At 72.2% G+C, this 24,995-nt stretch carries 23 protein-coding genes; 18 read left to right on the forward strand and 5 right to left on the reverse strand.

Annotation, left to right across the window (positions count from 1 at the left end; genetic code table 11):
• Window positions 1–251 precede the first annotated feature (251 nt).
• From IEY73_RS16585 to IEY73_RS16595, 3 genes are all read left to right on the forward strand, one after another.
• Window positions 252–1,382, forward strand: a complete 1,131-nt coding sequence (locus IEY73_RS16585; RefSeq protein WP_229715883.1) for a DUF3152 domain-containing protein — start codon at window positions 252–254, stop codon at window positions 1,380–1,382.
• A gap of 109 nt (window positions 1,383–1,491) precedes the next feature.
• The gene (gene moeZ, locus IEY73_RS16590; protein ID WP_189080107.1) at window positions 1,492–2,673 is read left to right on the forward strand and encodes an adenylyltransferase/sulfurtransferase MoeZ; all 1,182 of its coding nucleotides are present in this window, start codon (window positions 1,492–1,494) and stop codon (window positions 2,671–2,673) included.
• A 136-nt stretch (window positions 2,674–2,809) separates the two neighbouring features.
• On the forward strand, window positions 2,810–3,616 hold the full coding sequence (locus IEY73_RS16595; RefSeq protein WP_189080108.1) for a prenyltransferase/squalene oxidase repeat-containing protein: 807 nt from the start codon (window positions 2,810–2,812) through the stop codon (window positions 3,614–3,616).
• 96 nt (window positions 3,617–3,712) lie between these two features.
• Here the strand turns inward: IEY73_RS16595 and IEY73_RS16600 are convergent, their stop codons facing one another.
• Both IEY73_RS16600 and proB read right to left on the reverse strand, forming a co-directional pair.
• Window positions 3,713–4,954: a glutamate-5-semialdehyde dehydrogenase gene (locus IEY73_RS16600; RefSeq protein ID WP_189080109.1), complete on the reverse strand. Its 1,242-nt coding sequence runs from the start codon at window positions 4,952–4,954 to the stop codon at window positions 3,713–3,715.
• Window positions 4,951–6,078 (reverse strand): glutamate 5-kinase, encoded by a 1,128-nt coding sequence (proB, locus tag IEY73_RS16605; RefSeq protein WP_189080110.1) that lies wholly within the window; start codon window positions 6,076–6,078, stop codon window positions 4,951–4,953. The genes IEY73_RS16600 and proB overlap by 4 nt, the downstream gene beginning before the upstream one ends.
• A 60-nt stretch (window positions 6,079–6,138) precedes the next feature.
• On the opposite strand from proB, the gene IEY73_RS16610 reads away from it, so the two are divergent.
• Window positions 6,139–6,459 carry an MGMT family protein gene (locus tag IEY73_RS16610; RefSeq protein WP_189080111.1) on the forward strand — a complete coding sequence of 107 codons (321 nt, stop codon included), beginning with the start codon at window positions 6,139–6,141 and terminating at the stop codon, window positions 6,457–6,459.
• 3 nt (window positions 6,460–6,462) lie between these two features.
• On the opposite strand, the gene IEY73_RS16615 is transcribed toward IEY73_RS16610, so the two are convergent.
• Window positions 6,463–7,143, reverse strand: a complete 681-nt coding sequence (locus IEY73_RS16615; protein WP_189080112.1) for a TetR/AcrR family transcriptional regulator — start codon at window positions 7,141–7,143, stop codon at window positions 6,463–6,465.
• A 100-nt stretch (window positions 7,144–7,243) separates the two neighbouring features.
• Here IEY73_RS16615 and IEY73_RS16620 point away from each other — a divergent pair, with 100 nt between their 5' ends.
• Complete coding sequence (locus IEY73_RS16620; RefSeq protein WP_189080113.1) at window positions 7,244–8,176, forward strand: NAD-dependent epimerase/dehydratase family protein; 933 nt, start codon at window positions 7,244–7,246, stop codon at window positions 8,174–8,176.
• A gap of 32 nt (window positions 8,177–8,208) precedes the next feature.
• Here IEY73_RS16620 and IEY73_RS16625 read toward each other — a convergent pair whose 3' ends face one another.
• Window positions 8,209–9,618, reverse strand: a complete 1,410-nt coding sequence (locus IEY73_RS16625) for a gamma-glutamyltransferase (protein ID WP_189080114.1) — start codon at window positions 9,616–9,618, stop codon at window positions 8,209–8,211.
• A gap of 49 nt (window positions 9,619–9,667) precedes the next feature.
• Here IEY73_RS16625 and IEY73_RS16630 point away from each other — a divergent pair, with 49 nt between their 5' ends.
• From IEY73_RS16630 to IEY73_RS16655, 6 genes are all read left to right on the forward strand, one after another.
• Window positions 9,668–11,095, forward strand: coding sequence for an MFS transporter (locus IEY73_RS16630; RefSeq protein WP_189080115.1), 1,428 nt, complete (start codon window positions 9,668–9,670; stop codon window positions 11,093–11,095).
• Complete coding sequence (locus tag IEY73_RS16635; RefSeq protein WP_189080116.1) at window positions 11,092–12,540, forward strand: pyridoxal phosphate-dependent decarboxylase family protein; 1,449 nt, start codon at window positions 11,092–11,094, stop codon at window positions 12,538–12,540. The genes IEY73_RS16630 and IEY73_RS16635 overlap by 4 nt, the downstream gene beginning before the upstream one ends.
• 9 nt (window positions 12,541–12,549) lie before the next feature.
• On the forward strand, window positions 12,550–13,101 hold the full coding sequence (locus IEY73_RS16640; protein WP_189080117.1) for an NADH-quinone oxidoreductase subunit B: 552 nt from the start codon (window positions 12,550–12,552) through the stop codon (window positions 13,099–13,101).
• 42 nt (window positions 13,102–13,143) lie between these two features.
• On the forward strand, window positions 13,144–14,445 hold the full coding sequence (locus IEY73_RS16645; RefSeq protein WP_189080118.1) for a DUF2252 domain-containing protein: 1,302 nt from the start codon (window positions 13,144–13,146) through the stop codon (window positions 14,443–14,445).
• Between the two features lie 94 nt (window positions 14,446–14,539).
• A complete protein-coding gene (locus IEY73_RS16650; RefSeq protein ID WP_189080119.1) occupies window positions 14,540–15,268 on the forward strand; it encodes an NADH-quinone oxidoreductase subunit C in 729 nt (242 codons plus the stop codon).
• Complete coding sequence (locus IEY73_RS16655; RefSeq protein WP_189080120.1) at window positions 15,268–16,227, forward strand: complex I subunit 1/NuoH family protein; 960 nt, start codon at window positions 15,268–15,270, stop codon at window positions 16,225–16,227. The genes IEY73_RS16650 and IEY73_RS16655 overlap by 1 nt, the downstream gene beginning before the upstream one ends.
• Here IEY73_RS16655 and IEY73_RS16660 read toward each other — a convergent pair.
• Window positions 16,220–16,612: a hypothetical protein gene (locus IEY73_RS16660; RefSeq protein WP_189080121.1), complete on the reverse strand. Its 393-nt coding sequence runs from the start codon at window positions 16,610–16,612 to the stop codon at window positions 16,220–16,222. The genes IEY73_RS16655 and IEY73_RS16660 overlap by 8 nt on opposite strands.
• Window positions 16,613–17,445: 833 nt before the next feature.
• On the opposite strand from IEY73_RS16660, the gene IEY73_RS16665 reads away from it, so the two are divergent.
• From IEY73_RS16665 to htpX, 7 genes are all read left to right on the forward strand, one after another.
• Window positions 17,446–18,063 (forward strand): NuoI/complex I 23 kDa subunit family protein, encoded by a 618-nt coding sequence (locus IEY73_RS16665; RefSeq protein WP_189080122.1) that lies wholly within the window; start codon window positions 17,446–17,448, stop codon window positions 18,061–18,063.
• Complete coding sequence (locus IEY73_RS16670; RefSeq protein ID WP_189080123.1) at window positions 18,060–18,704, forward strand: NADH-quinone oxidoreductase subunit J family protein; 645 nt, start codon at window positions 18,060–18,062, stop codon at window positions 18,702–18,704. Before IEY73_RS16665 ends, IEY73_RS16670 begins: the two co-directional genes overlap by 4 nt.
• Window positions 18,704–19,063 (forward strand): NADH-quinone oxidoreductase subunit NuoK, encoded by a 360-nt coding sequence (gene nuoK, locus IEY73_RS16675; protein WP_189080124.1) that lies wholly within the window; start codon window positions 18,704–18,706, stop codon window positions 19,061–19,063. Before IEY73_RS16670 ends, nuoK begins: the two co-directional genes overlap by 1 nt.
• Complete coding sequence (locus IEY73_RS16680; RefSeq protein WP_189080125.1) at window positions 19,060–20,985, forward strand: NADH-quinone oxidoreductase subunit 5 family protein; 1,926 nt, start codon at window positions 19,060–19,062, stop codon at window positions 20,983–20,985. The genes nuoK and IEY73_RS16680 overlap by 4 nt, the downstream gene beginning before the upstream one ends.
• Window positions 20,982–22,478 (forward strand): complex I subunit 4 family protein, encoded by a 1,497-nt coding sequence (locus IEY73_RS16685; RefSeq protein ID WP_189080142.1) that lies wholly within the window; start codon window positions 20,982–20,984, stop codon window positions 22,476–22,478. Before IEY73_RS16680 ends, IEY73_RS16685 begins: the two co-directional genes overlap by 4 nt.
• Entirely contained in the window at window positions 22,475–23,884 is a 1,410-nt protein-coding gene (locus IEY73_RS16690; RefSeq protein ID WP_189080126.1) for an NADH-quinone oxidoreductase subunit N, read from the forward strand. The genes IEY73_RS16685 and IEY73_RS16690 overlap by 4 nt, the downstream gene beginning before the upstream one ends.
• Before the next feature lie 116 nt (window positions 23,885–24,000).
• Window positions 24,001–24,885 (forward strand): zinc metalloprotease HtpX, encoded by an 885-nt coding sequence (htpX, locus tag IEY73_RS16695; RefSeq protein WP_189080127.1) that lies wholly within the window; start codon window positions 24,001–24,003, stop codon window positions 24,883–24,885.
• The last annotated feature ends 110 nt before the right edge of the window (window positions 24,886–24,995 follow it).

Consider the following 24,995-nt stretch of genomic DNA (forward strand, 5'->3'; position numbering starts at 1 on the left):
CGAAGAAGGCGGCTCCCGCGAAGAAGGTGGCACCCGCGAAGAAGGTGGCACCCGCCAAGAAGGTGGCACCCGCGAAACCGGCGGCAACCAAACCTGCGGCGGCCAAGACTGCGGCGGCTGCAGCGGCCCCGGGCCAGGCTACGGCAGCCCCGGCGAGGAAGGCCCCCGCGAGGAAGGCCCCCGCGAGGAAGACCCCGGCGACGACGGCCCCCGCGACGAAGGCCGCGGAGCCCGCCGGGCCGGTTCGTGCGGTGCAGGAACGCAAGGCCGAGTCGCCACAGAAGGCGCCGCCGACCGTACGCCCCAGCGCCGAGCGGCCACTGATCGCCGACCCTGACCGGGGCCGTGACTCCGCACGCCGGCCCGGGTCGTACGGCAGTTCGGGCGCCGCAGCCCTGCGTCGTCCTGCGCATGACAGCCATCCCTCGGTGTTCAAGCCGCCGCCCGGCGTGACCCGCCCGGGACCGCCGCCGGTCGATGCCCCACGGGTGTTCCCAGCGGCCGACGACCGGCCGATCATCGGTGTTCCGGCCGGCTTGGCGGCATCCGCGGCGGAGTCGGGAGGTCCCATGGGCAGCGGCCCCACGTCCGCCAGCGCGGCGGTGTTCCGGCGTCGTCGCGTCGCCGTCCTTCTCGCCTTCGTGCTGATGACCATCTCCGTGCTGGTGACCGGCCGGGTGGTGAACGGCTCGGACACTTCACGGGTGCGGACCGTGGCGCCGGTCGCCTCCGCGGCTCCGTCGACCGCCGCCTCCGCGGCGACTCCACCCACCTCCGCATCCGCTGCGGCGCAGCCCGGCGCCGCGCCGACACCCGGCAAGTTCACCTTCGCCGCGGGTCGTGGTCCGGTGCTCGGCTTCGCCGGGACGATTCGCCGTTTCCGGGTGGCCGTCGAGGAGACCGTCGCGGCCGGGCCGGCGGGGGAGGACGTGACGGAGTTCGCCGATGAGGTCGACGCCACGCTCGGTGACCGGCGTAGCTGGATCGCCTCGCGCGACTTCCGGCTGCAGCGGGTGTCCGAGTCCGCCGCCTCCGAGTTCACCGTCTACCTGGCCTCGGCCGTGACGTCGCAGCGCATGTGCGCCTCCGGCGGTCTGGACACCGAACGGTTCACCTCGTGCCGCCTGCCCGGCCGGGTGATCATCAACGCGGATCGTTGGCGGGACGCGGTGCCGAACTACGGCGCGCCGTTGTCCGTCTATCGTGCGTACGCGGTCAACCACGAAGTCGGCCACCAGTTGGGCCACGGTCATGAGGCATGCCCCGGCGGCGGACGCACCGCGCCGGTGATGATGCAGCAAACGTACGGCTTGCGCGGGTGCGTCGCCAATGCCTGGCCGTATCTGGACGGCAAGCGGTACGCGGGCAGGCGGGTGGCCTGATATTCCCCGTCCCGCATGTCGGACCTGGTGTTCCTTGTCATGCACGCGGCGGCGGCAGTCGCGTAACAATGGGCATCGCACATCACCGCCGAACTTCGGGGAGTAAACCGTGTCCTTGCCCCCGCTCGTCGAGCCGGCCGCCGAGCTGACCGTCGACGAGATCCGCCGCTACTCGCGTCACCTGATCATCCCCGACGTGGGGATGGACGGGCAGAAGCGCTTGAAGAACGCCAAGGTGCTGGTCGTCGGCGCGGGCGGGCTCGGCTCGCCGGCCCTGCTCTACCTGGCGGCGGCCGGCGTCGGAACCCTTGGCATCGTGGACTTCGACGAGGTCGACGAGTCGAACCTGCAGCGCCAGATCATCCACGGCGTCTCGGACGTGGGCCGGCCCAAGGCGGAGTCCGCCGCGGCCAGCATCGCGGAGGTCAACCCGCTGGTCAACGTCGTGGTGCACAACACCGCGCTGGACCGGGACAACGTCAAAGAGATCTTCAGCGAGTACGACCTGATCGTGGACGGCACCGACAACTTCGCCACCCGCTACATGGTGAACGACGCCGCGGTGCTGCTCGGCAAGCCGTACGTCTGGGGGTCGATCTACCGCTTCGACGGCCAGGCGTCGGTGTTCTGGTCCGAGCACGGTCCCTGCTATCGCTGCCTCTACCCGGAGCCGCCGCCGCCCGGCATGGTGCCCTCGTGCGCCGAGGGCGGCGTGCTCGGCGTGCTCTGCGCGTCCATCGGGTCGATCCAGGTCAACGAGGCGATCAAGCTGCTGACCGGCATCGGTGAGCCGCTGGTCGGCCGGTTGATGGTCTACGACGCACTGGAGATGGAATACCGCAAGATCAAGGTGCGCAAGGACCCGAACTGCGTCCTCTGCGGGGAGAACCCGACCGTGACCGACCTGCTGGAGGACTACGAGGACTTCTGCGGCGCGATCTCCGAGGAGGCGCAGGAGGCGACCCTCGACGCGACGATCACCGCGCGGGAGCTCAAGGAGTGGCAGGACTCGGGCAAGGACGTGTTCCTCGTCGACGTCCGGGAACCAGCCGAATACGAGATCGTCAGCATCCCGGGCGCCACCCTGATCCCGAAGGGCGACATCCTGTCCGGCCAGGCACTGTCCCGGTTCCCGCAGGACCGGCAGATCGTGCTGCACTGCAAGTCCGGTGTGCGGTCGGCCGAGGCGCTGGCCGCGCTGAAGAACGCCGGGTTCAAGGACGCGGTGCACGTCCAGGGCGGGATCGTGTCCTGGGTGAACACGGTGGATCCGTCCCTGCCGTCGTACTGATGCCGCGGCGGGACGCCGTCGGCCCGCGCGGTCGGCGGCGTCCCGTCCGCGCGCGGCGCATGCTACCCGCTGGTCGGCCCACAGAGTTACCGAAACGGCACATCGCGGCGTGGTACCGGACGGTAGCGTCACCGCCGTGGTCGACATGGATGCCGCGATCGGTTACGTGGTTGCGCACGGGGATCCGGTCGAGCGTGCCCGCCTCTCGTTTCTGCGCACCGGTGGCGCGCCGCCGCCGCACATCATCGACCGGATCGGTGACGGGCAGACGGCGAGCGGCGGCTGGCCGCCGTCCGGCAACGGCCGGGTGCCGTCGGTGGACGCCACCTGCTTCCGCCTTGCCGAGCTGGACGACCTCGGCGGGCTGCGCGGTCCCGCCGTGGACCGGGCGCTGACCTGGCTGGCCGCCGCCCAGCGGGACGACGGCACGTGGCAGGAGGACGGGTCTCTGGCCGACGAGGCTCCGCCGTGGGCGATGCCCGGTGATCCCGAGGCGACCCTCTATCTCACCGCGGTCGCGGGTTTCTGGCTCTGTGTCGCCGAGGCCGAGGCGCACCCGTACCGGGATGTGCCTCCCGTGCACGGCGCGGTGACCGAGGCCGCCGCCCGGCATGTGGTGAGCCGGCTGCACCCGGACGGCACCTGGCCGTCCTATCTCGCCGTCGGCTGGCACGCCGCCGGGCTGCTGCACGAGCAGCAGTTCTTCTATGAGTCCGCGCGGATCCAGTTGGTGCTCGGCGACCGCCTGACGGACATGTCCCCGGCCGACGTGGCGAGCATGGCCGCGGTGTTGCGCCGGATGAACCTGGGCGACGACTGGCTGCTGGAGGGCGCCCGCAAGCGGCTCACCGAGACGCAGCGCACGGACGGCGGCTGGGACAGCGACGAGGGCCCGGTGTTCGACGTGAACACCACGCTCGCCGCGATCCGGGCCTGCCGCTGATCTCGGTCGGGCTGATCTCGGTCGGGCTGAACCGGGTCGGGCTGAACCGGGTCGGGCTGAACCGGGTCGGGCTGAACCGGGTCGGGCTGATTCCGCTCAGCGAGTGTGCCCGTTGCCGGTCACGATGTATTTCGTCGAGGTCAGTTCGGGCAACCCCATCGGCCCGCGGGCGTGCAGCTTCTGCGTGCTGATGCCGATCTCGGCGCCGAAGCCGAACTCACCCCCGTCGGTGAACCGGGTGGAGGCGTTGATCATCACCGCCGCCGCATCCACGCGGGAGGCGAACCGCCGGGTCGCGGTGACCGACTCGCTGACGATGGCCTCGGTGTGCCCGGTCCCGTAGCGCCGGATGTGGTCGAGCGCGTCCTCCATCGAGTCCACCACCGCCACCGCGATGTCCGCCGACAGATATTCCGTGCCCCAGTCCTCCCGGGTGGCCGGCACCACGTCGTCGCTGACCGCCGCCACGCGGGCGTCGCCGTGCACGGTGACGCCCGCGGTGATCAGTTCCTCGATCGCGAGCGGCAGGAACGAGTCGGCCAGCGCGGAGTGCACCAGCAGCGATTCGGCGGTGTTGCAGGTGGACAGGCGCTGGGTCTTCGAGTTCAGCACCACGGCCAGGGCCTTTTCCAGGTCGGCCGCCTCGTCGACGTACACGTGGCAGTTGCCCACGCCGGTCTCGATCACCGGCACGGTGGACTCCTCGACCACGGTCTTGATCAGCGAGGCCCCGCCGCGCGGGATCAACACGTCCACCAGCCCGCGGGCACGCATCAGCTCCTTGACCGAGTCGCGGGAGGTGGCGTCCAGCAGTTGCACGGTGTTCGCCGGCAGGCCCGCGTCGTCCACCGCCGTGCGCAGCACCGACACGATGGCTGCGTTGGAGCTCATCGCCGAGCCGGAGCCGCGCAGCAGGGCCGCGTTGCCGGATTTCAGGCAGATCCCGGCGGCGTCCGCGGTCACGTTCGGGCGGCCCTCATAGACGATGCCGACCACCCCGAACGGCACCCGCACCTGGCGCAGCTCCAGGCCGTTCGCCAGGGTGGAGCCGCGGACCACGTCACCGACCGGGTCGGGCAGCGCGGCGAGCTGGCGCAGCCCGTCGGCCATCGCCTCGATGCGTTCCGGGTTCAGCGTGAGGCGGTCGATCACCGCGCCGGACAGGTTCGCCGCGTGCGCGTTCGCGATGTCCGTCTCGTTCGCCGTCACGATGTCCGCGGCGCGCTCGACCAGCCGGTCGGCCATCAGGAGTAGTGCGGCGTCCTTCTCGGCGCGGGTCGCCGCAGCCAGGTCCAGGGACGCGATGCGGGCGTCGGAGGCCTGCTGCTGGACAGTCATCTTCTCACTCCCCGTAGGAGGACCAAGTCGTCACGGTGGACGACTTCTCGTTCATAGCCCGGACCGAGCGTTGCCGCCAGCTCCGGTGTGGACCTGCCGAGCAGCGTCGGCAATTCGACGGCGTCGTAGTTCACCAGACCGCGCGCCACCGGCGTGCCCGACCCGGCGTCCACCAGGTCCACCGGGTCGCCGGCGGCGAACGAGCCGTCCACCGCGGTGATCCCGGCCGGCAGCAGCGACTTGCGCCGATCCACCACGGCGGACACCGCACCCGGGTCCAGATGCAGGCGACCGCGGGGCGAGGTGGCGTGTGCCAGCCAGAACAGCCGCGCTGCCGGCCGCCGGGCGGCCGGCGTGAACAGCGTACCCACCTCGTCCCCGTCCAGCGCGGACGCGGCGAGCGGGGCGGCGGTGAGCACCACCGGGATGCCGAAGCCGGTGGCGATGCGAGCGGCTTCCACCTTGGTGACCATTCCTCCGGTGCCGACGCCGGACTTTCCGGCCGACCCGACAGATATACCGGAAAGATCGGATCCGTTACGCACGGTGGCGACGCGACGCGCCGAGGGGGAGGCCGGATTGCCGGTGTACAGCGCGTCCACGTCGGACAGGAGCACCAGGAGATCGGCGTCGACCAGGGCGGCGACCAGCGAGGCCAACCGGTCGTTGTCGCCGAACCGGATCTCCTCGGTGGCCACCGTGTCGTTCTCGTTCACGATCGGGAGCGCGCCCAGGTCGAGCAGTTTGCGCAGGGTTCGGTACGCGTTGCGGTAGTGCGCCCGCCGGGTCACGTCGTCCACGGTCAGCAGCACCTGCCCGACGGTGATGCCGTGGCGGGCGAGGCCCGCGGCGTACCGGCCGATCAGCAGGCCCTGCCCGACGCTCGCGGCGGCCTGCTGGGTGGCCAGGTCGCGTGGCCGCCGGGGCAGGCGCAGCGGCGCCAGCCCGGCCGCGATCGCGCCGCTGGAGACCAGCACCACCTCCCGGCCTCCGGTGGCCAGCTTGCCGAGCACGTCGACGAGCGTGTCGACGCGTTGTTCGTCGATGCCGCCGCTCGTTGTGGTCAGCGAGGACGAACCCACCTTCACCACGATCCGGCGCGCTCCGGTCACCAGTTCGCGCACCCGCCCATTCTGCGGGTCGGCGGCCGTCCGCCCGGCCGGAGATCCCATATCGTGGCGCCGGTGACACCACAGGAGTACGTCGAAGAGGTGCTGGCGCTGGTGGAGCGCATCCCGCCGGGGCGGGTGATGTCCTACGGCGCGCTCGCCGACGCGCTGGCCGAGCGGTCCGGCCGGAACTCGGCGCGGCAGGTCGGGACGATCATGGCGCGGCACGGCGGCGGTGTGCCGTGGCACCGGGTGGTCACCAGTTCCGGGCGGATGCCGCCGGGGCATGAGCGGGAGGCCCGCCAGCGGTTGCTGAGTGAGGGGGTTCCGCTGCGCGGCGACCGGGTCGACATGGCCCGTGCGCAGTGGTTGCCGACCGCCGGCGAACCGGCCTGAGCGTCAGGACAGGCCGGCGAACGCCGCGGCGCCGCGCATCTGGAACTCGAAGAAGCCGCGCCGGTCCTCGTCCACCCCGTTGGTGAGCTGTCCGAACAGTTCCGCGCTCACCGCACCGCACATGTGGATGAAACCCGACATCGCGGCGCCGACCAGACGGGCCGGGGCCCGCCCGGCGAACTGCTCGGCCACCGCCGCGAGTTCCTCGGCGTACCGGCCGGTCAGCGGCGGCTGGTCCGGGATGCGCCCGGCCTCGTACGCCTCCCGGACGATCGCCGCGATCAGCAGGATCACCCGCGTGGCCGGCCCGATGGTGTCCGGTGGGGCCTGGTACCCGGGGACCGGGCTGCCATAGATCAGCGCCCACTGGTGCGGCTCGGCGAGCGCCCAGTCCCGCACCGCCAGCGCGACCGCCAGCCACCGGTCCAGGTCGCCCCGCACGCCCTCGGCGGCGTGTTCGGCGGCGGCGCCCAGCGCGTCGTAGGCGTCGATGATCAGCGCGGTGAGCAGCTCGTCCCGGCTGGCGAAGTAGCGGTACACCGCGGACGAGGCCATGCCCAGGTCGCGGGCGACGGCACGGAGTGAGAGATTCGCGCCGTCGGACGCCAGGTGTCGGCGAGCGACCGTCTTGATCTCCTCGGTCATCTCCGCTCGTACGCGGGCACGCACCCCGGAAGCACTCATGCGACCAGTGTGCCACAAAGAGAGCAGTGCTCTTGCTTTTCCCGGCCTTCCGTGTGACAGTCGTTCCTGTCAGAGAGCGGTGCTCACAAGGGAGAGCGACATGTCGAAGCATCTGGTCGTCGGGTCCGGTCCGGTCGGCTCCACCATCGCCCGGCTCCTCGCCGATCGGGGCGAGAGCGTCCGTGTGGTCACCCGCAGCGGCGGCGGGCCGGAGCACCCGTTGATCGAGCGCACCGCCGCGGACGCCGCCGACGCGCACCGCCTCACCGAGCTCGCCGAGGGGGCGGAGGTGCTCTACAACTGCGCCAACCCGCCCTATACCGACTGGGAGAAGCGCTGGCCGCCGATGAACGCGGCGATGATCGCGGCGGCCAAGTCCGCCGGGGCGGTTTATGCGATCACCGGCAACCTCTACGGCTATGGGCCGCAGCCGGACGGGCACATGGCCGAGGACACGCCCCTGGCCGCGGTCGGGCGCAAGGGCAAGGTGCGCATCCGGATGTGGGAGGACGCGCTGCGCAGCGGGGTGCGCACCGTCGAGGCCCGCGGCTCGGACTATGTCGGCGCGGGTGCGGCGAGCGTCTTCTCGGTGGCGTTGCTGCCCGCGGTGGCCAAGGGACGGCGGTCGGCGTGGGTGCCCGGCCGGGCCGACCTGCCGCACAGCTTCACCTACACCGGGGACATGGCCCGCACCCTGGTGCACCTGGCCGGCGACGACCGCGCGTTCGGCAAGGCATGGCACGTGCCCACCGTCGCCCCGCTCACCATCCAGGAACTCGCCGACCGCTACTGCGCGGTGGCCGGCGCTCCGCGGATCACCCTGCGCGCGATTCCCCGGTTCGTGATGCGGACCGCCGGGCTGGCCGTGCCGATGGCGCGCGAACTGGCCGAGATGGACTACCAGTTCTATGCGCCGTTCCGGATGGACAGTTCACTCACCGAGCGCACCTTCGGCCTGGCGCCGACCGACCTGGAAGTGGGCTTGCGCGAGGTCGCCGCGGCGGCCGGGGCGACCGCGGCGCGCCGGATGTGAGGGCGGTGCCGGAGGCGACGGCGGTGCGCCGGTCAGCCGCCGGGCAGCAGCAGACCCGTGCCGCCGCGGCGCGGGTCGCCCGCAGCGCCGCCCGGTCCCACCCCGCTCACCCCGCCGAAGTAGTGGTCCAGCTCGGGCCAGCGATTGATCCGCCAGCCCGCGTCGGCCAGCGCCGCCATCTGGTCGCCGGGCACGCCCGGCTCGGCGTGCACGGTGTCGTCCACCACGTGGAAGCGCGGCCGGGCGATCGCGGTCGGCATGTCCAGGCCGTCCACCAGCAGCCCGAGCAGCGTGTCCACCAGCGCAGTGCGGATTCGCGAGGCGCCCGCCGAACCGGCCGCCGCGACCAGCCGCCCATGCTCGTCGGTCACCACCAGTGGGCACATGTTGGACGACATCCGCTCGCCGGGCGTCAGCTCGCCGACGGCCAGTTCCCCCTCGCCGAGCATGGAGTTCATGTTCACCCCGAGCCCGGGTAGCCACACCGCGGCGCCCAGACCCAGCGTCGTGGTGATCACGCACGCGTTGCCGTCGGCGTCCACCACCGAGACGTTGGTGGTGTCCCCGATCCGTTGGCGACCCGCGTCCCGCAGCGCCGCGGCCACCGACACCACACGCGCGTTCGGCGGCCGGTCCGCGATGTCGCCCGGCAGCGCGGCAAGCGTTCGCACGGTGCGGCTCAGATCGCGCCGGGCGTGCACCCGGCGCCCGGCCAGCGCCGCGTGTTCCACGCGGGTCTCCCGGACCCGGTACGCCGCCAGGTCCCGCGGGCCGAGGCAGCCGTCCGCCGCGCGCACCGCGTCGACCATCACCTTGGCGAAGGCGCCGGTGTAGAACGCCGCCGGGCCGTCCGCCGCCAGCCCCTCCATCGCGGTCGCCAACCCCGGATGGAAGAGCAGCTCGCCGCCGCCGATCAGGCGTCCGCCCGGTGCGTAGACCGGTCCGCCTTCCCCGTACGCGAGGCCGGGCGCGCAGGAGATCAGCGTCCGCGCCTGGGCTGCGGGCAGGACCACCCCGGTGCGGGCCAACGCCAGGGCCGGGGCGACCACGGCGTGCCACGGCAACCGTCCCCACCGGCCGTGCACCGCGCCCACCCCGGCCGGCACTCCGGGCACCGCCACGCTCGCCCCGCCTATCGAGTAGGGCTGCGGCATCCCGCCGAAGAGCACCTCGATCGAGATCATCGGTCCGCTGCGCCGGTCACCGTCCGTGCCCGGCACCGTGCAGAAGAAGTCCAGGCAGGTCACCTCGCCGGTGGCCGCGTCGAAGTAGGTCGCGAACCCGCCCCCGCCCAGCCCGGTGTAGATGGTCTCGGCGACGCAGCAGGTGAGCACCGCGGCGACCGCCGCATCGGCGGCCGACCCGCCGTCGCGCAACACCTGCAGTCCCACCTCGGCGGTCGTCGGGTGAGCCGCGGCCACCCCAGCGCGAACGCTGTCCATGTGGCGAAGCGTAGGCGCATCGGCGTCCGTCTGGTTACCATCCGCGTCCATGGCGACCACCGACTCCTCCGCCGACGAGGCCCCGACGCACCCGGCGCGCGACGCGCTGGGCCGCCCTGGACTGGGCCGCCCTGGACTGGGCCGCCCTGGGCTGGGCCGCCCGGTGCTGGGCCGCCGGGTGCTGGCCGGGTACGCGGTGGGGTCGCTGGTCACCGGCGCATTCGGCACCGTGCCCGGCCTGCTGCTGTTGCCCTATCTCACCGACACGCTCGGCGTGGCCGCGGGCGTCGCCGGCCTGCTCGTGCTGCTGCCCAAGGCGTGGGACGTGCTGATCAACCCGGTGGCCGGGCGGATCTCCGACCGCCGCCCGGACCGCCGCCCGTTCCTGCTGATCGCCGGCCTGGCGCTGGCCGTGCTGTTCGCCGCGATGTTCGCGGGCCCGTTCGCCGCGGGCGGGCCAGCCGCGGCATACGTCGCTCTGGCCTTCCTCGCCACCGCCACCGCCTTTGCGTTCTTCCAGGTGCCGTACGTGGCCATGCCCGCCGAACTGACCGACGGGTATGCCGAGCGGACTCGCCTGATGACCTGGCGCGTGGCCGTGCTCGCCCTGGCCATCCTGGTGTCCGGCGCGCTCGCCCCACTGATCGTGGTGCGGACCGGGGACGGGCTGGCGGGGCACCGCTGGGCCGGGCTGTTCGTCGCGACGCTGATTGCGGCCGGGACGCTCGGCGTCTTCGGCGGCACTCGCGGTGCGGCCATGCGCACCCCCGGACAGTCCGAGCCCAGTTGGCGGGCGCAGCTCGCGGTGGTCGCCGCCAACCGCTCGTTCCGGGCCCTGCTGCTCTGCTTCGTGATCCAGTCCGCCGGCATCGCCACCATGCTGGCCGGCGTGCAGTACTTCGCCGACCACGTGATCGGCCGGCCGGCCGGGGCGACCGTCCTGTTCGCCGCGTTTGTCGGCCCGGCGCTGCTGGTCATGCCGCTCTGGTCGCGGATCGGCCGGTCGATCGGCAAGCTGCGGTCCATGGTGGTCGCCTCGCTGCTGTTCGCGGCCGGCGCGCTCGCCCTGCTGGGCGCCGGGGCGGTGCCGCCGGTCGCGGTCTACCTGATCGTCGCGGTGATCGGCGTCGGGTACGCCGGGCAGCAGGTCTTCGCGCTGGCCATGCTGCCGGACCGGATCGCCCACGACACCGCGCGCACCGGCCGCCGCCAGGCGGGCGTGTTCACCGGCCTGTGGACCGCGGGGGAGACGTTCGGGCTCGCGCTCGGTCCGGGCATCTTCGCGTTGGTGCTGCAACTGTCCGGGTACGAGTCGGCGTCCGGCGGCGTGGCGGCGGTGCAGGACGACGCCGCCCGGCTCGGCATCCTGCTCGGCTTCAGCGTGATCCCGGCCGCGCTCGTCGGGATGGCGGTGTTCCTGCTGCGGAGGTACGACGACTCGCCTGCGGCGGTCGGCTCGCCTAGCGTCGAGGCATGATCGACGCCTTGCCGGACGCCGGGGTGCCGGCCGACCAGATCCTCGCCGAACTGCGCGCCCTGCGCGCCGCCGACCTGCCCACCCACGGCGGCAAGCTGTTCGCGTACGTCTACGATCCCGGCCGCGACGGCCTGGACGAGCTGGCGCACGCGGCGTACGCGATCTCGGCGCACGTGAACGGCCTCGACCCGACCGCCTTCCCGTCCCTGCTCGCCATGGAGAACGCCCTGGTCGGCGCCGCGGCCCGGCTGCTGGGCGGGGATGCCGCCACGGTCGGCACCGTGACCAGCGGAGGCACCGAGTCACTGCTGCTGGCGGTGAAGGCTGCCCGCGACGCGCACCCGGAGATCGCCCGGCCGCGGCTGGTGATCCCGTCCACCGCCCACGCCGCCTTCGCCAAGGCCGCCCACTATCTGCGGGTCGAGCTGGACGTCGTACCGGTCCGTGAGTTGCGTGCCGACCCGGTGGCCATGGCCGCCGCGATCGGGCCGGACACGGTGCTGGTGGCGGCGTCCGCGCCGTCGTACGCGCACGGCGTGCTGGATCCGGTGGCCGACGTGGCCGCGGTGGCCGCGGAACGCGGCGTCCGGTGCCACGTGGACGCGTGCTTCGGCGGCTGGGTGCTGCCCTACCTGCGGCGGCTCGGCGCCGACCTGCCCGCCTTCGACCTCTCCGTGCCCGGGGTCACCAGCATCTCGGTCGACCTGCACAAATACGCGTACGCGCCGAAGGGCGTCTCGGTGCTCCTGCACGCCAGCCCGGAGCTGCGCATGCCGCAGTACTTCGCGCACGCGGACTGGCCCGGCTACACGATGATCAACCCGGGTGTCTCCTCCACCCGCTCCGGAGGACCCATCGCCGCCGCCCTAGCCACCCTGCGCCACCTCGGCGAGCACGGATATCTCGCGCTGGCGCAGACCACGCGGGACGCCGTCGGCACGCTGGCCGCCGCGGTCCGCGACACCGACGGCGTACGTCTGTACGCGCCCCCGGAGACCACGGTGATCTGCCTGGCCACGGACGGCGTGGACCTGTTCGTGCTCGCCGACGAGTTGGCCGCGCGCGGCTGGCACACGCAGCCGCAGATGGCGTACCGGGACATGCCGGAAACCCTCCATCTGACGGTGACCGCCGCGGTCGGCGCGACCGCCGGCGAGTTCGCGCCCGCGCTTGCCGAGGCGGTGCACGCGGCCCGGCGTCGCGGCCCGGTCGAGTTGCCCGACGACCTGCGTGGCGCCGCCGCATCGCTCACTCCGACGGCGGTGACGCCCGAGCTGATCGCCACGCTGGCCGGCCAATTGGGGCTGGCCGAGGGGGCTACCGGGCCGATGGCCGCGGTCAACTCGTTGCTGAACATCGCCCCGCCGCCCCTGCGGGAAGCGCTGCTCGCGGGGTTCCTCAGCCTGCTGCAACGGCCCGCAGAGCCGGCCGGGCAGCCGGTGTAGGTTGACCGGGTGGCCGGTTTGCCAGGAGTTCTCGGGGAGCCGATCCGGTTCGTGCTGAACTGGGGTCGGCGCTACTCGCTGTGGGTGTTCAACTTCGGGCTGGCCTGCTGCGCCATCGAGTTCATCGCCTCCAGCATGGGCCGGCACGACTTCATCCGGCTGGGTGTGATCCCGTTCGCGCACGGCCCGCGCCAGGCCGACCTGATGGTCGTGTCCGGCACGGTCACCGACAAGATGGCCCCGGCCATCAAACGGCTGTACGACCAGATGCCGGAACCCAAATACGTGATCTCCTTCGGTGCCTGCTCCAACTGTGGCGGGCCCTATTGGGACTCCTACTCGGTCACCAAGGGCGTCGACCAGATCATCCCGGTCGACGTCTATGTGCCCGGCTGCCCGCCCCGGCCGGAGGCGCTGCTGCACGGCATCCTGCGCCTGCAGGAGAAGATCGCCGGGGAGGGCGCGGGGCCTGGTGGGGTGTCCCGTCCCGATCCGCTGGTCCGCGACGCCGCGTCGCTGACCGCGCCGATGGTCACGCCCCCGCAAGCATCCGGAGGCTAGCCTGGCGACGGTCCGGGACATCGTGACCACGGCGAGGAGCTTATGACTCAGCAAGACCGTCCGGAATTCATCATCGAGGTGCTGACCAGGGAGTTCGGTGACCTCATGGAGCAGGATCCGGCGGCCTTCCGTCGCAAGTTCCGCAAGATGGCGGCGTCGCCGTTCGCCTTCTACCGCGGCAGCGCGGCGCTGTTCTATGCCGACGTGACCGGGGACTACGCCGACGACCGCTACCTCGACGAGCGGACCAGTCGGGTGTGGATGCACGGCGACCTGCACGCGGAGAACTTCGGCACGTACATGAACGCCTCCGGCGAGCTGGTGTTCAACGTCAACGACTTCGACGAGGCGTACGTCGGCCCGTTCACCTGGGACCTGAAGCGGTTCGCCGCCAGCCTCGCGCTGATCGCGTACGGCAAGGCGCTCTCCGACGACGTGATCACCGAGCTGGTGACGAAGTTCGGTCGCGCGTACCTGACCGAGCTGCGCGCGATCGCGGTCGGCGGCGACGACGCGATCGGGTCCATCACCCTGCGCAACGCCACGGGTGTGCTGCGCCGGGTGCTTCAGCAGGCCCGTCTCAACACCCGCGTGGAGCTTCTCGCCGCGCAGACCACCGTCGACGACTTCGAGCGGCGGTTCTCGCTGGGTGACGGCGTGCACGAGATCGAGGACGACACCGCGGCCAAGGTGCGGGACGCGTTCGAGCATTACCTGACCACCCTGCCGGAGAAGACGCGCCCGGTGTCCACCAGCATCAAGGACATCAAGCTGCGCAAGGGCGTGGGCATCGGCTCGGCCGGCCTCCCGTCGTACAACCTGTTGCTGGAGGGCCACACCGAGGCCCTGGAAAACGACGTGATCATCTATATGAAGCAGGCGCAGGTGCCCGCGGTCGCCCGCTGGGTCGAGGACGATCGGGTGCGCGGCTACTTCCGCCACCAGGGTCACCGCACCGCGGAGTCGCAGCTCGCCCTGCAGGCGCACGCCGACCCCTGGGTGGGCTACACCGAGTTGGACGGCATCGGGCAGATGGTCGCCGAGGTCTCGCCGTACGCGGCCGACCTGGACTGGGCCGACGTCAACGAGCCGGACGAACTGGGCGGGGTGGTGGCCGACCTGGGCCGCGCGGTGGCGCGCATGCACTCGGTCGCCGACGACGAATCCAGCCACGACCTGGTCAACTACTCGACCGAGGAGTCGATCGCCGCGGCCATCGACTCCGACGAGGCGGGCTTCGTGCCGCACCTGGTGGAGTTCGCGCACCGTTACGGCGCGCAGGCGCGCTCCGACCACCAGGACTTCGTCGACCTGTTCCGCAACGGCCGGATGCCCAACCTGTAGCCCACGCCTGTCGTCCGCGTCGAGCGTTCGGCGGGTCGCCGGGCGGGTCGCGGCCCTTCCGGCCGACGATCACGCAGACCCTAGGATGGCGGGCATGACGCCCGAAGAGGTCGGCGAGCGCATGGTCGCTCTGCTCACGGACGGCAAGACCGGCGGCACCGGCGGTGTCGTCGCCGCAGGCGTCTCCGGAGGCGGTCCGGGCCACGAGCGGGCGGTGGTCGACGTCCCGGCCGGGCGGTGGTGGGCCGCCGCCGGAGTCGCGCGTGACCCGGGCGCGCTCGGTTGCGACTTCTTCGACTGGCTGACCGCGGTCGACGAGGCCGAGGACGGCTTCGCCGTGGTCGCGCACCTGTGGTCCACGCGCCGACGGCACGGGCTGCTGTTGCGCACTCGGGTGCCGCGGGCGGATCCGCACGTGGAGTCGCTTGTCGATCTCTATCCGGGTGCCGCCTGGCACGAGCGTGAGACGTACGAGATGTTCGGCATCGACTTCGCCCGGCACCCGGATCTGCGTCCGTTGCTGCTGCCGCCGGAGTTCGAGGGGCACCCGTTACGCAAGGAGTTCGTGCTCGCCGCGCGGGTGGCCAAGGCGTGGCCGGGCGCGAAGGAACCCGGCGAGTCGGAGGCCGGGCGCGGCAAACGCGCGCCGATGCGCCCGCCGGGCGTGCCGGACCCGAACGAGTGGGGTCCGCTGGCGGGGACGCTGCCGCCGCCGGAACGTCCGGCTCGTCCGGCGCGCGCCCCGCGCCGCCCGGCATCCGACGGTCCGTCGCCCGGTCCGTCGCCGTCGTCGCAAGGTTCCGATTCCGGGGAGCGTGACTGATGCCGCTCTGGCTCGACCTGGCCGTGCGGATCGTCGCCGTGGTTGCCGCGTTCCTGGTGCTGCCCCTGGTGGTGGGGCAGATGGAACACAAGGCCATGGCGCACATGCAGGCCCGTCTCGGCCCGATGTACGCGGGCGGCTTCCACGGCTGGGCGCAACTGATCGCCGACGGCGTGAAATTCGTGCAGAAGGAGGACGTCACCCCGCGCGCCGCCGACCGCAGGGTGTTCCAACTCGCGCCGATCGTGGCGCTCTTCCCCTACCTGGTCGTGTTGCTCGCCGTACCGCTCGGCCCCGGCGCTCTGGTCGCTCAGAAGCTGGACATCGGGCTGTTCTTCGTGCTCGCCGTGCTCGGCGTCGGCGTGGTCGCGGTGCTCATGTCCGCGTGGGCCTCGGCGAACAAGTACAGCCTTCTCGGCGGCCTGCGCGGGGCCGCGCAACTCCTCGGGTACGAGCTGCCGCTGGTGCTCGCCGCGGCCAGTGTCGCCATGGCCGCGGGAACGCTGAGCCTGCCCGGCATCGTCGCGGCGTGGTCGCCCTGGTGGCTGCTGTGGCAGTTGCCGGCCATGGTGGTCTTCTTCGTCTCCGGCGTGGCCGAGATCCGGCGCCCGCCGTTCGACATGCCGATCGCCGATTCCGAGCTGGTGGTCGGTTACATGACCGAGTACACCGGCCTGCGCTTCGCGTTCTTCCTGCTCACCGAGTACGTCGGCATCGTGGTGATCGCCGCGCTGACCACCGTGCTGTTCCTGGGCGGCTGGCACGGCCCGTTCGCCGAGCAGCTCGGCTGGCTGTGGACCCTGATCAAGGTCTTCGCCGTGGCATTCGTGATCATCTGGATGCGGGTGACCTTCCCGCGGCTGCGCGAGGACCAGCTACAGAGGATCTGCTGGCTGGTCCTCGTGCCGGTCGCACTAGCTCAGCTAGTGCTGACCGCCGCGGTCAAAGTGCTCACGTGAGCAGGGTGACCTGGTAATCCAGGGTGGTGCCGCTGGCGGTGTAGGTCGCGGTCTGCCCGTTGGTGCAGTACGACACGAACACGTTGCCCTGCACGTCGGTGCCCGCGGTGGCGTGCACCAGCGGGCGCACGTCGGCACCCTCGGCGATCGTCGTCGAGGTCAGGTCAATGACTCGCCACTGGTTGATCGGGTAGGTGTCGGTCTCTGCGGTGAGCTGACCCTCGCGCGTGGTGAGCTGGAAGTCCATCGTGAAGCCGCCGTTGTTGACCACGGCGACCTTCTCCACGCAGGGCGCGGCCTGCGCGTACGCGGGAACGGCGGCAAGGGCCACGGTCGCTGCGGCGCCGGTGGTGGCGGCGAGGGTGCGGGCGAGGTGCCGGTTCATACGTCATCCTCCAATGTGGTTGATCGTTGCTGACGCGCCCTTACTTAACCGGACATCAACTGACTAAAACCGACCTTCGCCTATATAAAGCCTTGAAATAAGCAACAGCCCCTCTAAGGTGCAATTGGTACGCCACGTATACGAGTCCACACTCTCGGTGGTCGAACGCGCGCCGCGCCCCGCCCCGCCCCGGACCCGCCCCGCTCCGCCGCTGACCCGCTCCGCCCCGCCCTGCCCCGCCCTGCCCCGCCCTGCCCCGCCCCGCGCCGCCCCGCGCCGCCCCGCGCCGCGCCGCCCGTCGATCTTGAACTTATGGCCGCCGTTTTGACCTGGTATTCCCTACTTGTCCAGCCAGAAAATCCAAGATCGATCGTGTGGGGCGCCGACGGCGTGCTGATCTTGGACTTTGTGGTCGGATGGATGCTGCTATATCGGTGCATATCTAGCGCGGAAAGCTCTAGATCGGCGGGAACGGACGCCGGGCGGGGGCGGATGCCTGGGCGGGACGGATGCCCTGGGCGGGAACGGACGCCGGGCGGGGGCGGATGCCTGGGCGGGGCGGATGCCCTGGGCGGGGCGGATGCCCTGGGCGGGGGCGGATGCCTGGGCGGGGGCGGATGCCCTGGGCGGGGGCGGATGCCCTGGGCGGGGGCGGATGCCTGGGCGGGGCGGGTGGTCGGCGGGGCGAGTGTATGAAGTGTGGCCGTGGGCGGACGGGCGTGGCTGAAGGTGGACGGGTACGGCGGACGACGGGGCGGGTAGGCCGGTCGTGTCGGAAGTTCTCGTGGGGGTGTGCTCGCGTCCCGATCGTGGAGCGTGCAGGATATGTGGTCATGAGTGAGGAAGCGGGCCGTCCGATCCCGGGCAAGGGGCTCGTCGACGGGCTCGCCGTCACCTTCAAGACGATGACCCGGCGCTCCACCACCCGGCAATACCCGGACGTCGAGCCTGATCTCCCGCCGCGATCACGGGGTGTCATCGCGCTGCTGGAGGAGAATTGCACGGTCTGCATGCTGTGCGCCCGCGAGTGTCCGGACTGGTGCATCTACATCGACTCGCACAAGGAAGAAGTGGTCGTACCCGGTGCCGCGCGCGCTCGGCAGCGCAACGTGCTCGACCGGTTCGACATCGACTTTTCGCTGTGCATGTACTGCGGCATCTGCATCGAGGTCTGCCCGTTCGACGCGCTGCACTGGAGCCCGGAGTTCGAATACTCCGAGTACGACGTGCTCGATCTGCTGCACGACAAGGAGCGGCTCGGCGCGTGGATGCCCACGGTGCCGCCGCCACCCGCGCACGACGTGCTCGGCGAGCCGTCGAAGGAGGAGTCCACCGCGGCCCGGAAGGCGGCCGGACCGGGTGCGCCCACCGCCGCCCGGACCGCGACCCGGGCTCGCCCGGAATCCCCGCCCGCCACGGGGGACGCCGCGCCTCCGGAGCCGACCTCGTGACCGTCGCCGACGTCCTGCTTCTCGCCCTCGGCGCGGTTGCGGTCGGGTCCGGCGCGCTCGTGGTGACCAGCGCCCATCTCGTACGATCCGGCCTCTACCTGGTGATCAGCCTGGGTGCGGTCGCCGGCCTTTACCTGGTGCTCGGCGCCGAACTGGTCGCCTGGGTGCAGGTGCTGGTCTATGTCGGTGCCGTGGTCGTCCTGTTGCTGTTCGCGGTGATGCTCACCCGCGCCCCGATCGGCGCGTCCCGCGATCTCGATCGTCCCGTGTGGGCCGCCGCGCTGGTCGGCGGCGGCACCGGGCTCGGCTTGGCGGCGCTGCTCGCCGACGCGTTCCGCTGGACCCGGTACGAGCTGCCCGAGCCGGGCACCGCCGAACGCCTCGGCGAGCAGATCTTCGGCGGCTGGGTGCTGCCGTTCGAGGTGCTCTCGATTCTGCTGCTGGCCGCCTTGGTCGGCGCGATCGTGCTGTCCCGGCCGGACCTACGCGGCCCCGGCCCCGCAGTCGGCCCTGGCCCCGCAGTCGGCCCCGGCCCCGGCCCCGGCTCCGGCGCCTCCGGCCCCGGCCCCGGCCCCGGCTCCGGCGCCTCCGGCCCCGGCGCGGACGATGCCGGCTTCCGCGCCCGGGAGGACGCCTCCTGATGCACGCCGTCATCCCGTACGTCACCGCCGCGCTGCTGTTCGGCCTCGGTGTCTTCGGCGTGCTGCGCCGGCGCAACGCGGTCCTGGTGTTGATGGCCGTGGAGCTGATGCTCAACGCGGTCAACCTGATCTTCGTGACCGCGGACGCCACGCTGCGGTCGTACGCCGGGTCGGTGTTCACCCTCTTCGTGATCGTGCTCGCCGCCGCCGAGGTCGGCGTCGGGCTGGCCATTGTCCTGCAGTACTACCGCACCCGGAAGGCTGTCGTGGTCGACGACGTGCGGTTGGACGAGCCCGAGGGCGGCGGAGCGGACAGCGGTGGGGCAGACAGCGACGTACGGGAGCAGGTCGCCCGGTGACCATCACAGCGATCTTCGGGACCATGCTGCCCGCGGCGCCGCTCCTGCTCGGCCTGGTTGGGCTGCTGCTGCGCCCGGGTGACGGCGGACGGCGGCGCCGCCGCGCCGCTGCCACCCTGGGCGTCGCCGGGGCCGCCGTCTCGCTCGCGGTCACCGTGTTCTGGCTGGCGATCATCGACTATCCGGGCGATCCGGCGGAGGGCAGCCTGCGTTGGGTCCGCCTCGGCGACCTGGACATCACGCTGACGTTCTCGGCCGGGGCCGCCGCGCTGTACGTCGCGTTCGCCGTGTCCGCGGTCGCGCTGGCCGTGCAGGTGTACTCGATCGCGTACCTGCACGACGATCCCCGCTACGCGCCGTACGCCGCCCAGGTCAGCCTGTTCACCGGGGCGATGCTGCTGGTGGTTACCTCGGGTGACCTGATCATGCTGCTGGTCGGCTGGGAGGTGATGGGAGCCTGCTCGTACCTGCTCATCGGGCATGACCGGCGGCTGCCCGACGCGCCGGCCGCCGCGGTCAAGGCGTTCGTGGTCACCCGCGTCGGCGACGTCGGCTTCCTGCTGGGCATCGCCTTGCTCGGGGTGCACGCCGGCACCTTCCGGATCGCCGAGGTGCTCACCCACGACTACGGCACCGGCACGCTGACCGCCGCCTTGCTGCTGATCCTTGCCGGGGTGGCGGGCAAGAGCGCGCAGTTCCCGCTGCACACCTGGCTGCCCGACGCGATGGCCGGCCCGACTCCGATCTCCGCGCTGATCCATGCGGCCACCATGGTCGCGGCCGGGGTCTACGTCGTGTTCCCGCTGTTCCCGCTGTTCGCCGCGGCTCCGGCAGCGCTGGCCGTGCTCGGCGTGATGGCCGCGGTGACGCTGCTGCTCGGCGCGCTGGCCGCGACCGCGCAGGACGACCTGAAGCGGGTGCTCGCCTGGTCCACCGTCTCCCAGATCGGATACATGACCGGTGCGCTGGCCGTGGGCTCACCCGCCGCGGCCCTGTTCCACCTGCTCACCCACGCGGCCTTCAAGGCGTTGCTGTTCCTGGCCGCGGGTGCGGTGATCCACGCCGTGGGCAACAACTACCTGTCCCGGATGGGCGGGCTGCGCACGCACATGCCGGTCACGTTCTGGAGCTTCGTGATCGGGCTCGCCGCCCTGGCCGGCCTGCCGCCGCTGGCCGGCTTCTGGTCCAAGGAGAACGTGCTGGTCGCCGCCGCGCACGCGACCGAGGGCGGCGGTCCCGCTCCGGCGTGGGTCGGATGGGTGGTGTGGATGGCCGCGCTGGCCGGGGTGGCGATCACCGCCTGGTACGCCACCCGGCTGCTGCTGCGCGCCTTCTTCGGGGCCGAACGCCCGTACGGGCCGGAGGGGCCGGACTGGGAGGTCGGCTTCGACGACGCCCGCTACCAGCGTCCCGTCACGCTGCACGACCCGCCCGGGGCGATGCGCTGGCCGATTCTCGCGCTCGCGGTGCCCACTGCGGTGCTCGGCCTGGCGGCGTACCTGCCCGGCTTCCGCAGCGCGCTGGAGTTGGAGTCGCCGCACCTCGACGTGGCGATCGTGCTGCCGCTGGTGCTGCTCGCGCTGGGTGCCTGGGCGGCGTGGTGGCTGTGGCACACCGCGCCCGGCGCCGACCCGGTGACGGCCCTCGGCCGGGTGCGCCCCGTGCTGGCGCACGCGTTCTATCTGGATGCGGCCCAGGACCGTCTGGTGGTACGCCCGCTGCGTGCGCTGGCCGCCGCGGTGCGCCTGGTCGACGAGCGGGTGGTGGACGGCACGGTGGAGGGCGCCGGCGCGACCACCTCCCGGCTCGGTGCGGTCACCGCTGCCGCGCACCGCGCGGCGCTGCCGCGTGCCGCGGTCGCCGTGTTCGCCGGCGCGCTCGTGCTGAGCGTGCTCGCCGTCGCTTACGGAGTCGCGTCGTGACCTGGTCTCAGTTGCTGCTCGTCGGGGTGCTCGCGGTGCCCGCCATCGGAGCGCTCGTCACCGCGGTGCTGCCCGAGCTCCCCGGCCGCCGGGCCGCGGCCGGATTCGCCCTGGCCACGTTGATGCTGGTGGGTCTGCTCGGGCTGACCCGCGGCACCGGTTGGTCCGGGTACGGCCTGCCCGCCGTGGTGCCGTGGGCGGAATACCGAGTCTCCTGGGTGCCCGCCCTGAACCTGGACTTCCACCTGGGCGTGGACGGCCTGTCCTACCCGCTTGTCGCGCTCACCGCGCTGCTCACGTTGCTGTGCTGCGGCTACACCGTGCGCCATGTGCCCGGCGGGGGCGGCTCCGGGCGTACCCTCGCCGCCCTGCTGCTCACCCTCGAAGTCGGCATCCTCGGCACCTTCCTCGCGTTCGATCTGGTGCTGTTCTTCCTCTTCTTCGAGGTCGTGCTGTTGCCCATGTACGCGGTGATCGCCGGCTGGGGCGGCGCGCAGCGGCAAGCCGCGGCCCGCAAGTTTGTGCTCTACACGCTGCTCGGCTCGGTGCTCCTGCTGCTGGGCGTGTTCACCGTGGTGGCCGCCGCGGGCACCGCCGACCTGATGGCGCTGGCCGGCGGCCTGGGCCTGTCACGCACCACGCAGTACGCCGCGTTCGCGCTGTTCGCCGCCGCGTTCGCGGTGAAGGCGCCGCTCTGGCCGCTGCACACCTGGCTGCCCGACGCGCACACCGAGGCACCCACCGTGGGCAGCGTCATCCTCGCCGGGGTGCTGCTGAAGATGGGCACGTACGGCCTGATCCGGATCGGTGTCGGCGTCGCTCCGGCGGGCGCCGCGTGGGCCGCACCGACGCTCGGCGTGCTGGCCGCCGCGGCGATCGTCGTCGGCGCCCTGCTGTGCCTGCGGCAGACCGAAGTGAAACGGCTCATCGCCTACTCAAGCGTCGGGCACATGGGGTTCGTCCTGCTCGGCATCGCCACGCTGACGGTGACCGGCCTGCAGGCCGCGCTGATCGGCAACATCGCGCACGGGGTGATCACCGGGTTGCTGTTCTTCCTGGCCGGTGCGATCAAGGACCGTACCGGCACCGGCGACCTGGACGCCCTCGGCGGCCTGCGGGAAACCGCGCCGCGGTTGGCCGGCCTGTTCGGCTTCGCCGCGCTCGCCTCGCTCGGCCTTCCCGGGCTTGCCGGGTTCTGGGGCGAGGCGTTCGCGGTGGTCGCCGCCGTCGAGCACGGCGGCGCGCTCTGGACGACGCTCGCGGTGGTCGCGGCGATCGGCGGGGCGCTCACCGCGGCGTACTTCCTGCGACTGCTGCGCCGGCTCACGCACGGCCCGGCTCGCGCCGAGCTTTCGCAGCCCTGGGTGGGCGGAGTCGAATGGGTCGCCTGGTCGCCGCTGCTGGCGTTGGCGCTCGCCGTCGGCCTGATGCCCGCGTTGGTGCTCGCCGCGACCGGCGACCCGCTCGCCGCGCTGACCGGAGCCGCGCGATGACCCAGGCCGTGAACCATGTCGCCCTGCTTCCGCTGTACGCCGCGGCCGGCACCGCCATCCTGGTGCTGCTCGCCGACCTGACCCTCGGCCGGTTCCGCACCGCCGCCGGGGTGCTGGGCGGGCTGGCCACCGCCGTCTGCGCGGCCGTCACGTCATCTGCCGGCGCCACGTTCTGCACCGGCGCCGCATGTTCCTGGGTGCCGTCCCGGCCCGCCGCCACCGTCGCCGTGCTGTTCGCCGCGCTGACCGTGGGGGTGCTGGCGTTGTCCGTGCCCGCGTTGTCCGCGCGGGCCCTGCCGCCCGGCGAGTACGCCTTCCTGCTTGCCTGCGCCATGACCGGCGGCGTCACGGTCGGATATGCCGGTGACCTGATCACCCTGATCGTGGGCCTGGAGACGCTGACGCTCCCGCTGTACGTGCTGGTCGGCCTGCGCCGCCCGGCCGCCGCGTTGACGTTCTTCGTGATCAGCGTGGTCGCCACCGCGGTCGCGCTGATGGGTGCCGCCCTGGTCTATGCCGCCTCCGGCGCGCTGCACCTGGCCGGCCTGCGCGCGGCGGTGCTGGCCGCGGACGGCGGCCCGATGCATCCGGTGGCCACGGTCGGCACGTGGCTTCTCGTGATCGGCTTCGCCTTCAAGGTCGCCGGCGTTCCGCTGCACGCGTGGGCCGCGCCCACCTATGATGGCGCTCCGATGCCCGTGGCGGCGTACCTGTCAACCGCCTCCAAGCTGGGCGGCGTCATCGGCCTGACGGTCATCGTGGCCCGGCTGGACACCGGCCCGTTGCTCGCCGTGCTCGCGGTCGCCACGATGACCGTCGGCAACCTCGTGGCGCTGCGTCAGACGCGGATGGTCCGGTTGCTGGCCTGGTCGTCCGTGGCCCAGGCGGGATACGTTCTGGCCCCGCTGGCGGCCGGTGCCGACGGCGTACGCGCCGCCCTGGCCTACGCCGTTCTCTTCGTCACCCTGGAATTCGTCGCGTTCGGCGCGATCATCGCGCTGCGCCCGCCGGACGCCGACGGTGGCACGCTGAACGACTACCGCGGCGCCGCTCGCCGTTCGCCGTGGCGGGGTGCCGCGTTCGTGCTCGCGGTGGCCGGCCTGGCCGGTCTGCCGCCGGGGCTGGCCGGCCTGTTCGCCAAGGTGACCATCGTGGGCTCGCTGATCGGCGACGGGTGGGGTTGGCTGGCGGCGGTGGTGGCGCTGAACGCGGTGGTGGCCCTGGCGTACTACGTCCGGGCGGCGGCGGTCCTGTACGCCGGGCCGACCGGCATCGCCGTGGCTGATCTCCGTCCGCCGGTGTTCGCCGTCCGGTGGCCGGTGGCGACCGCGGTGATCGTGGCGGCGGCGGTGGCGGTGGCGCTGGGGTTCGCCCCGCAGTTGCTCTTCGACGCGCTGACGGCGTGACCCCGGCGGCCGGGCTACGTTCAGCCACTTCACAGTCACCTCAGGATGAATTCTCGGCTCGCTGATGTTCTCTAGAGGCACGGGCACACCCCGCCCGTACGTCGAAGGAGACAAACGTGCACAGCCACCACAACGGCCTCAAAACGGCCGCGTTGCTGGGCCTCCTCACTGCGATGATCTTGGCGGTGGGCTACTGGCTCGGCGGTAGCGGCGGACTGGTCTTCGCCGTGTTCCTGTCGCTGGCGGTCAACGCCGGCAGCTACTTCTTCTCCGACAAGATCGCGCTGCGGGCGATGCGTGCGCAACCGGTCAGCGAGGCCGAGTTCCCCGCGCTGTACGCCATCGTCCGTGAACTGGCGGCCGAGGCCGGGCAGCCGATGCCGCGCCTGTACGTGTCGCCGTCCATGCAGCCCAACGCCTTCGCCACCGGCCGGAACCCGCGCAATGCCGCGGTCGCCGTGACGGTCGGCATCACGCGCATCCTGGACCGCCGCGAGCTGCGCGGCGTCATCGGCCACGAGCTGTCCCACGTCTACAACCGGGACATCCTGATCTCCAGTGTGGCGGCTGCGCTGGGCGGCATCATCACCATGGTCGCGCACTTGGCGATCTTCCTGCCGCTCGGCGGCGAGGACGACGACGGCCCCAACCCGGCCGCGCTGTTGATGATGCTGATCCTCGGCCCGCTGGCGGCGTCGATCATCCAGCTCGCCATCAGCCGCAACCGCGAATACCAGGCGGACGCCTCCGGCGCCACGCTGACGCGCGATCCGTTGGCCCTCGCCAGCGCGCTGCAGAAGATCCACTACGGCGCGCAGCAACTCCCGTTGCCGGCCGAGGGACAGTTGGCGACCTCCGCCCACCTGATGATCGCGAACCCGTTGCGCCGGGGCGGCATGGCGGGCCTCTTCTCCACACACCCTCCGATGGAGGAGCGGATTCGTCGCCTGCACCAGTTGGCGGCGGTGACCGGAACCGGCCCGGTGCAGCACCTCCGCTGACCCGCCCCCGTCAACCCTGCCCCGCCGCCCCGCCCTGCCCCGCGCCCCGCCCTGCCCCGCGCCCCGCCCTGCCCCGCGCCCCGCCCTGCCCCGCGCCCCGCCCTGCCCCG

The sequence above is a fragment of the Mangrovihabitans endophyticus genome (genome assembly GCF_014646155.1).
In the GTDB taxonomy this organism is placed as follows: Bacteria; Actinomycetota; Actinomycetes; order Mycobacteriales; family Micromonosporaceae; genus Actinoplanes; species Actinoplanes endophyticus.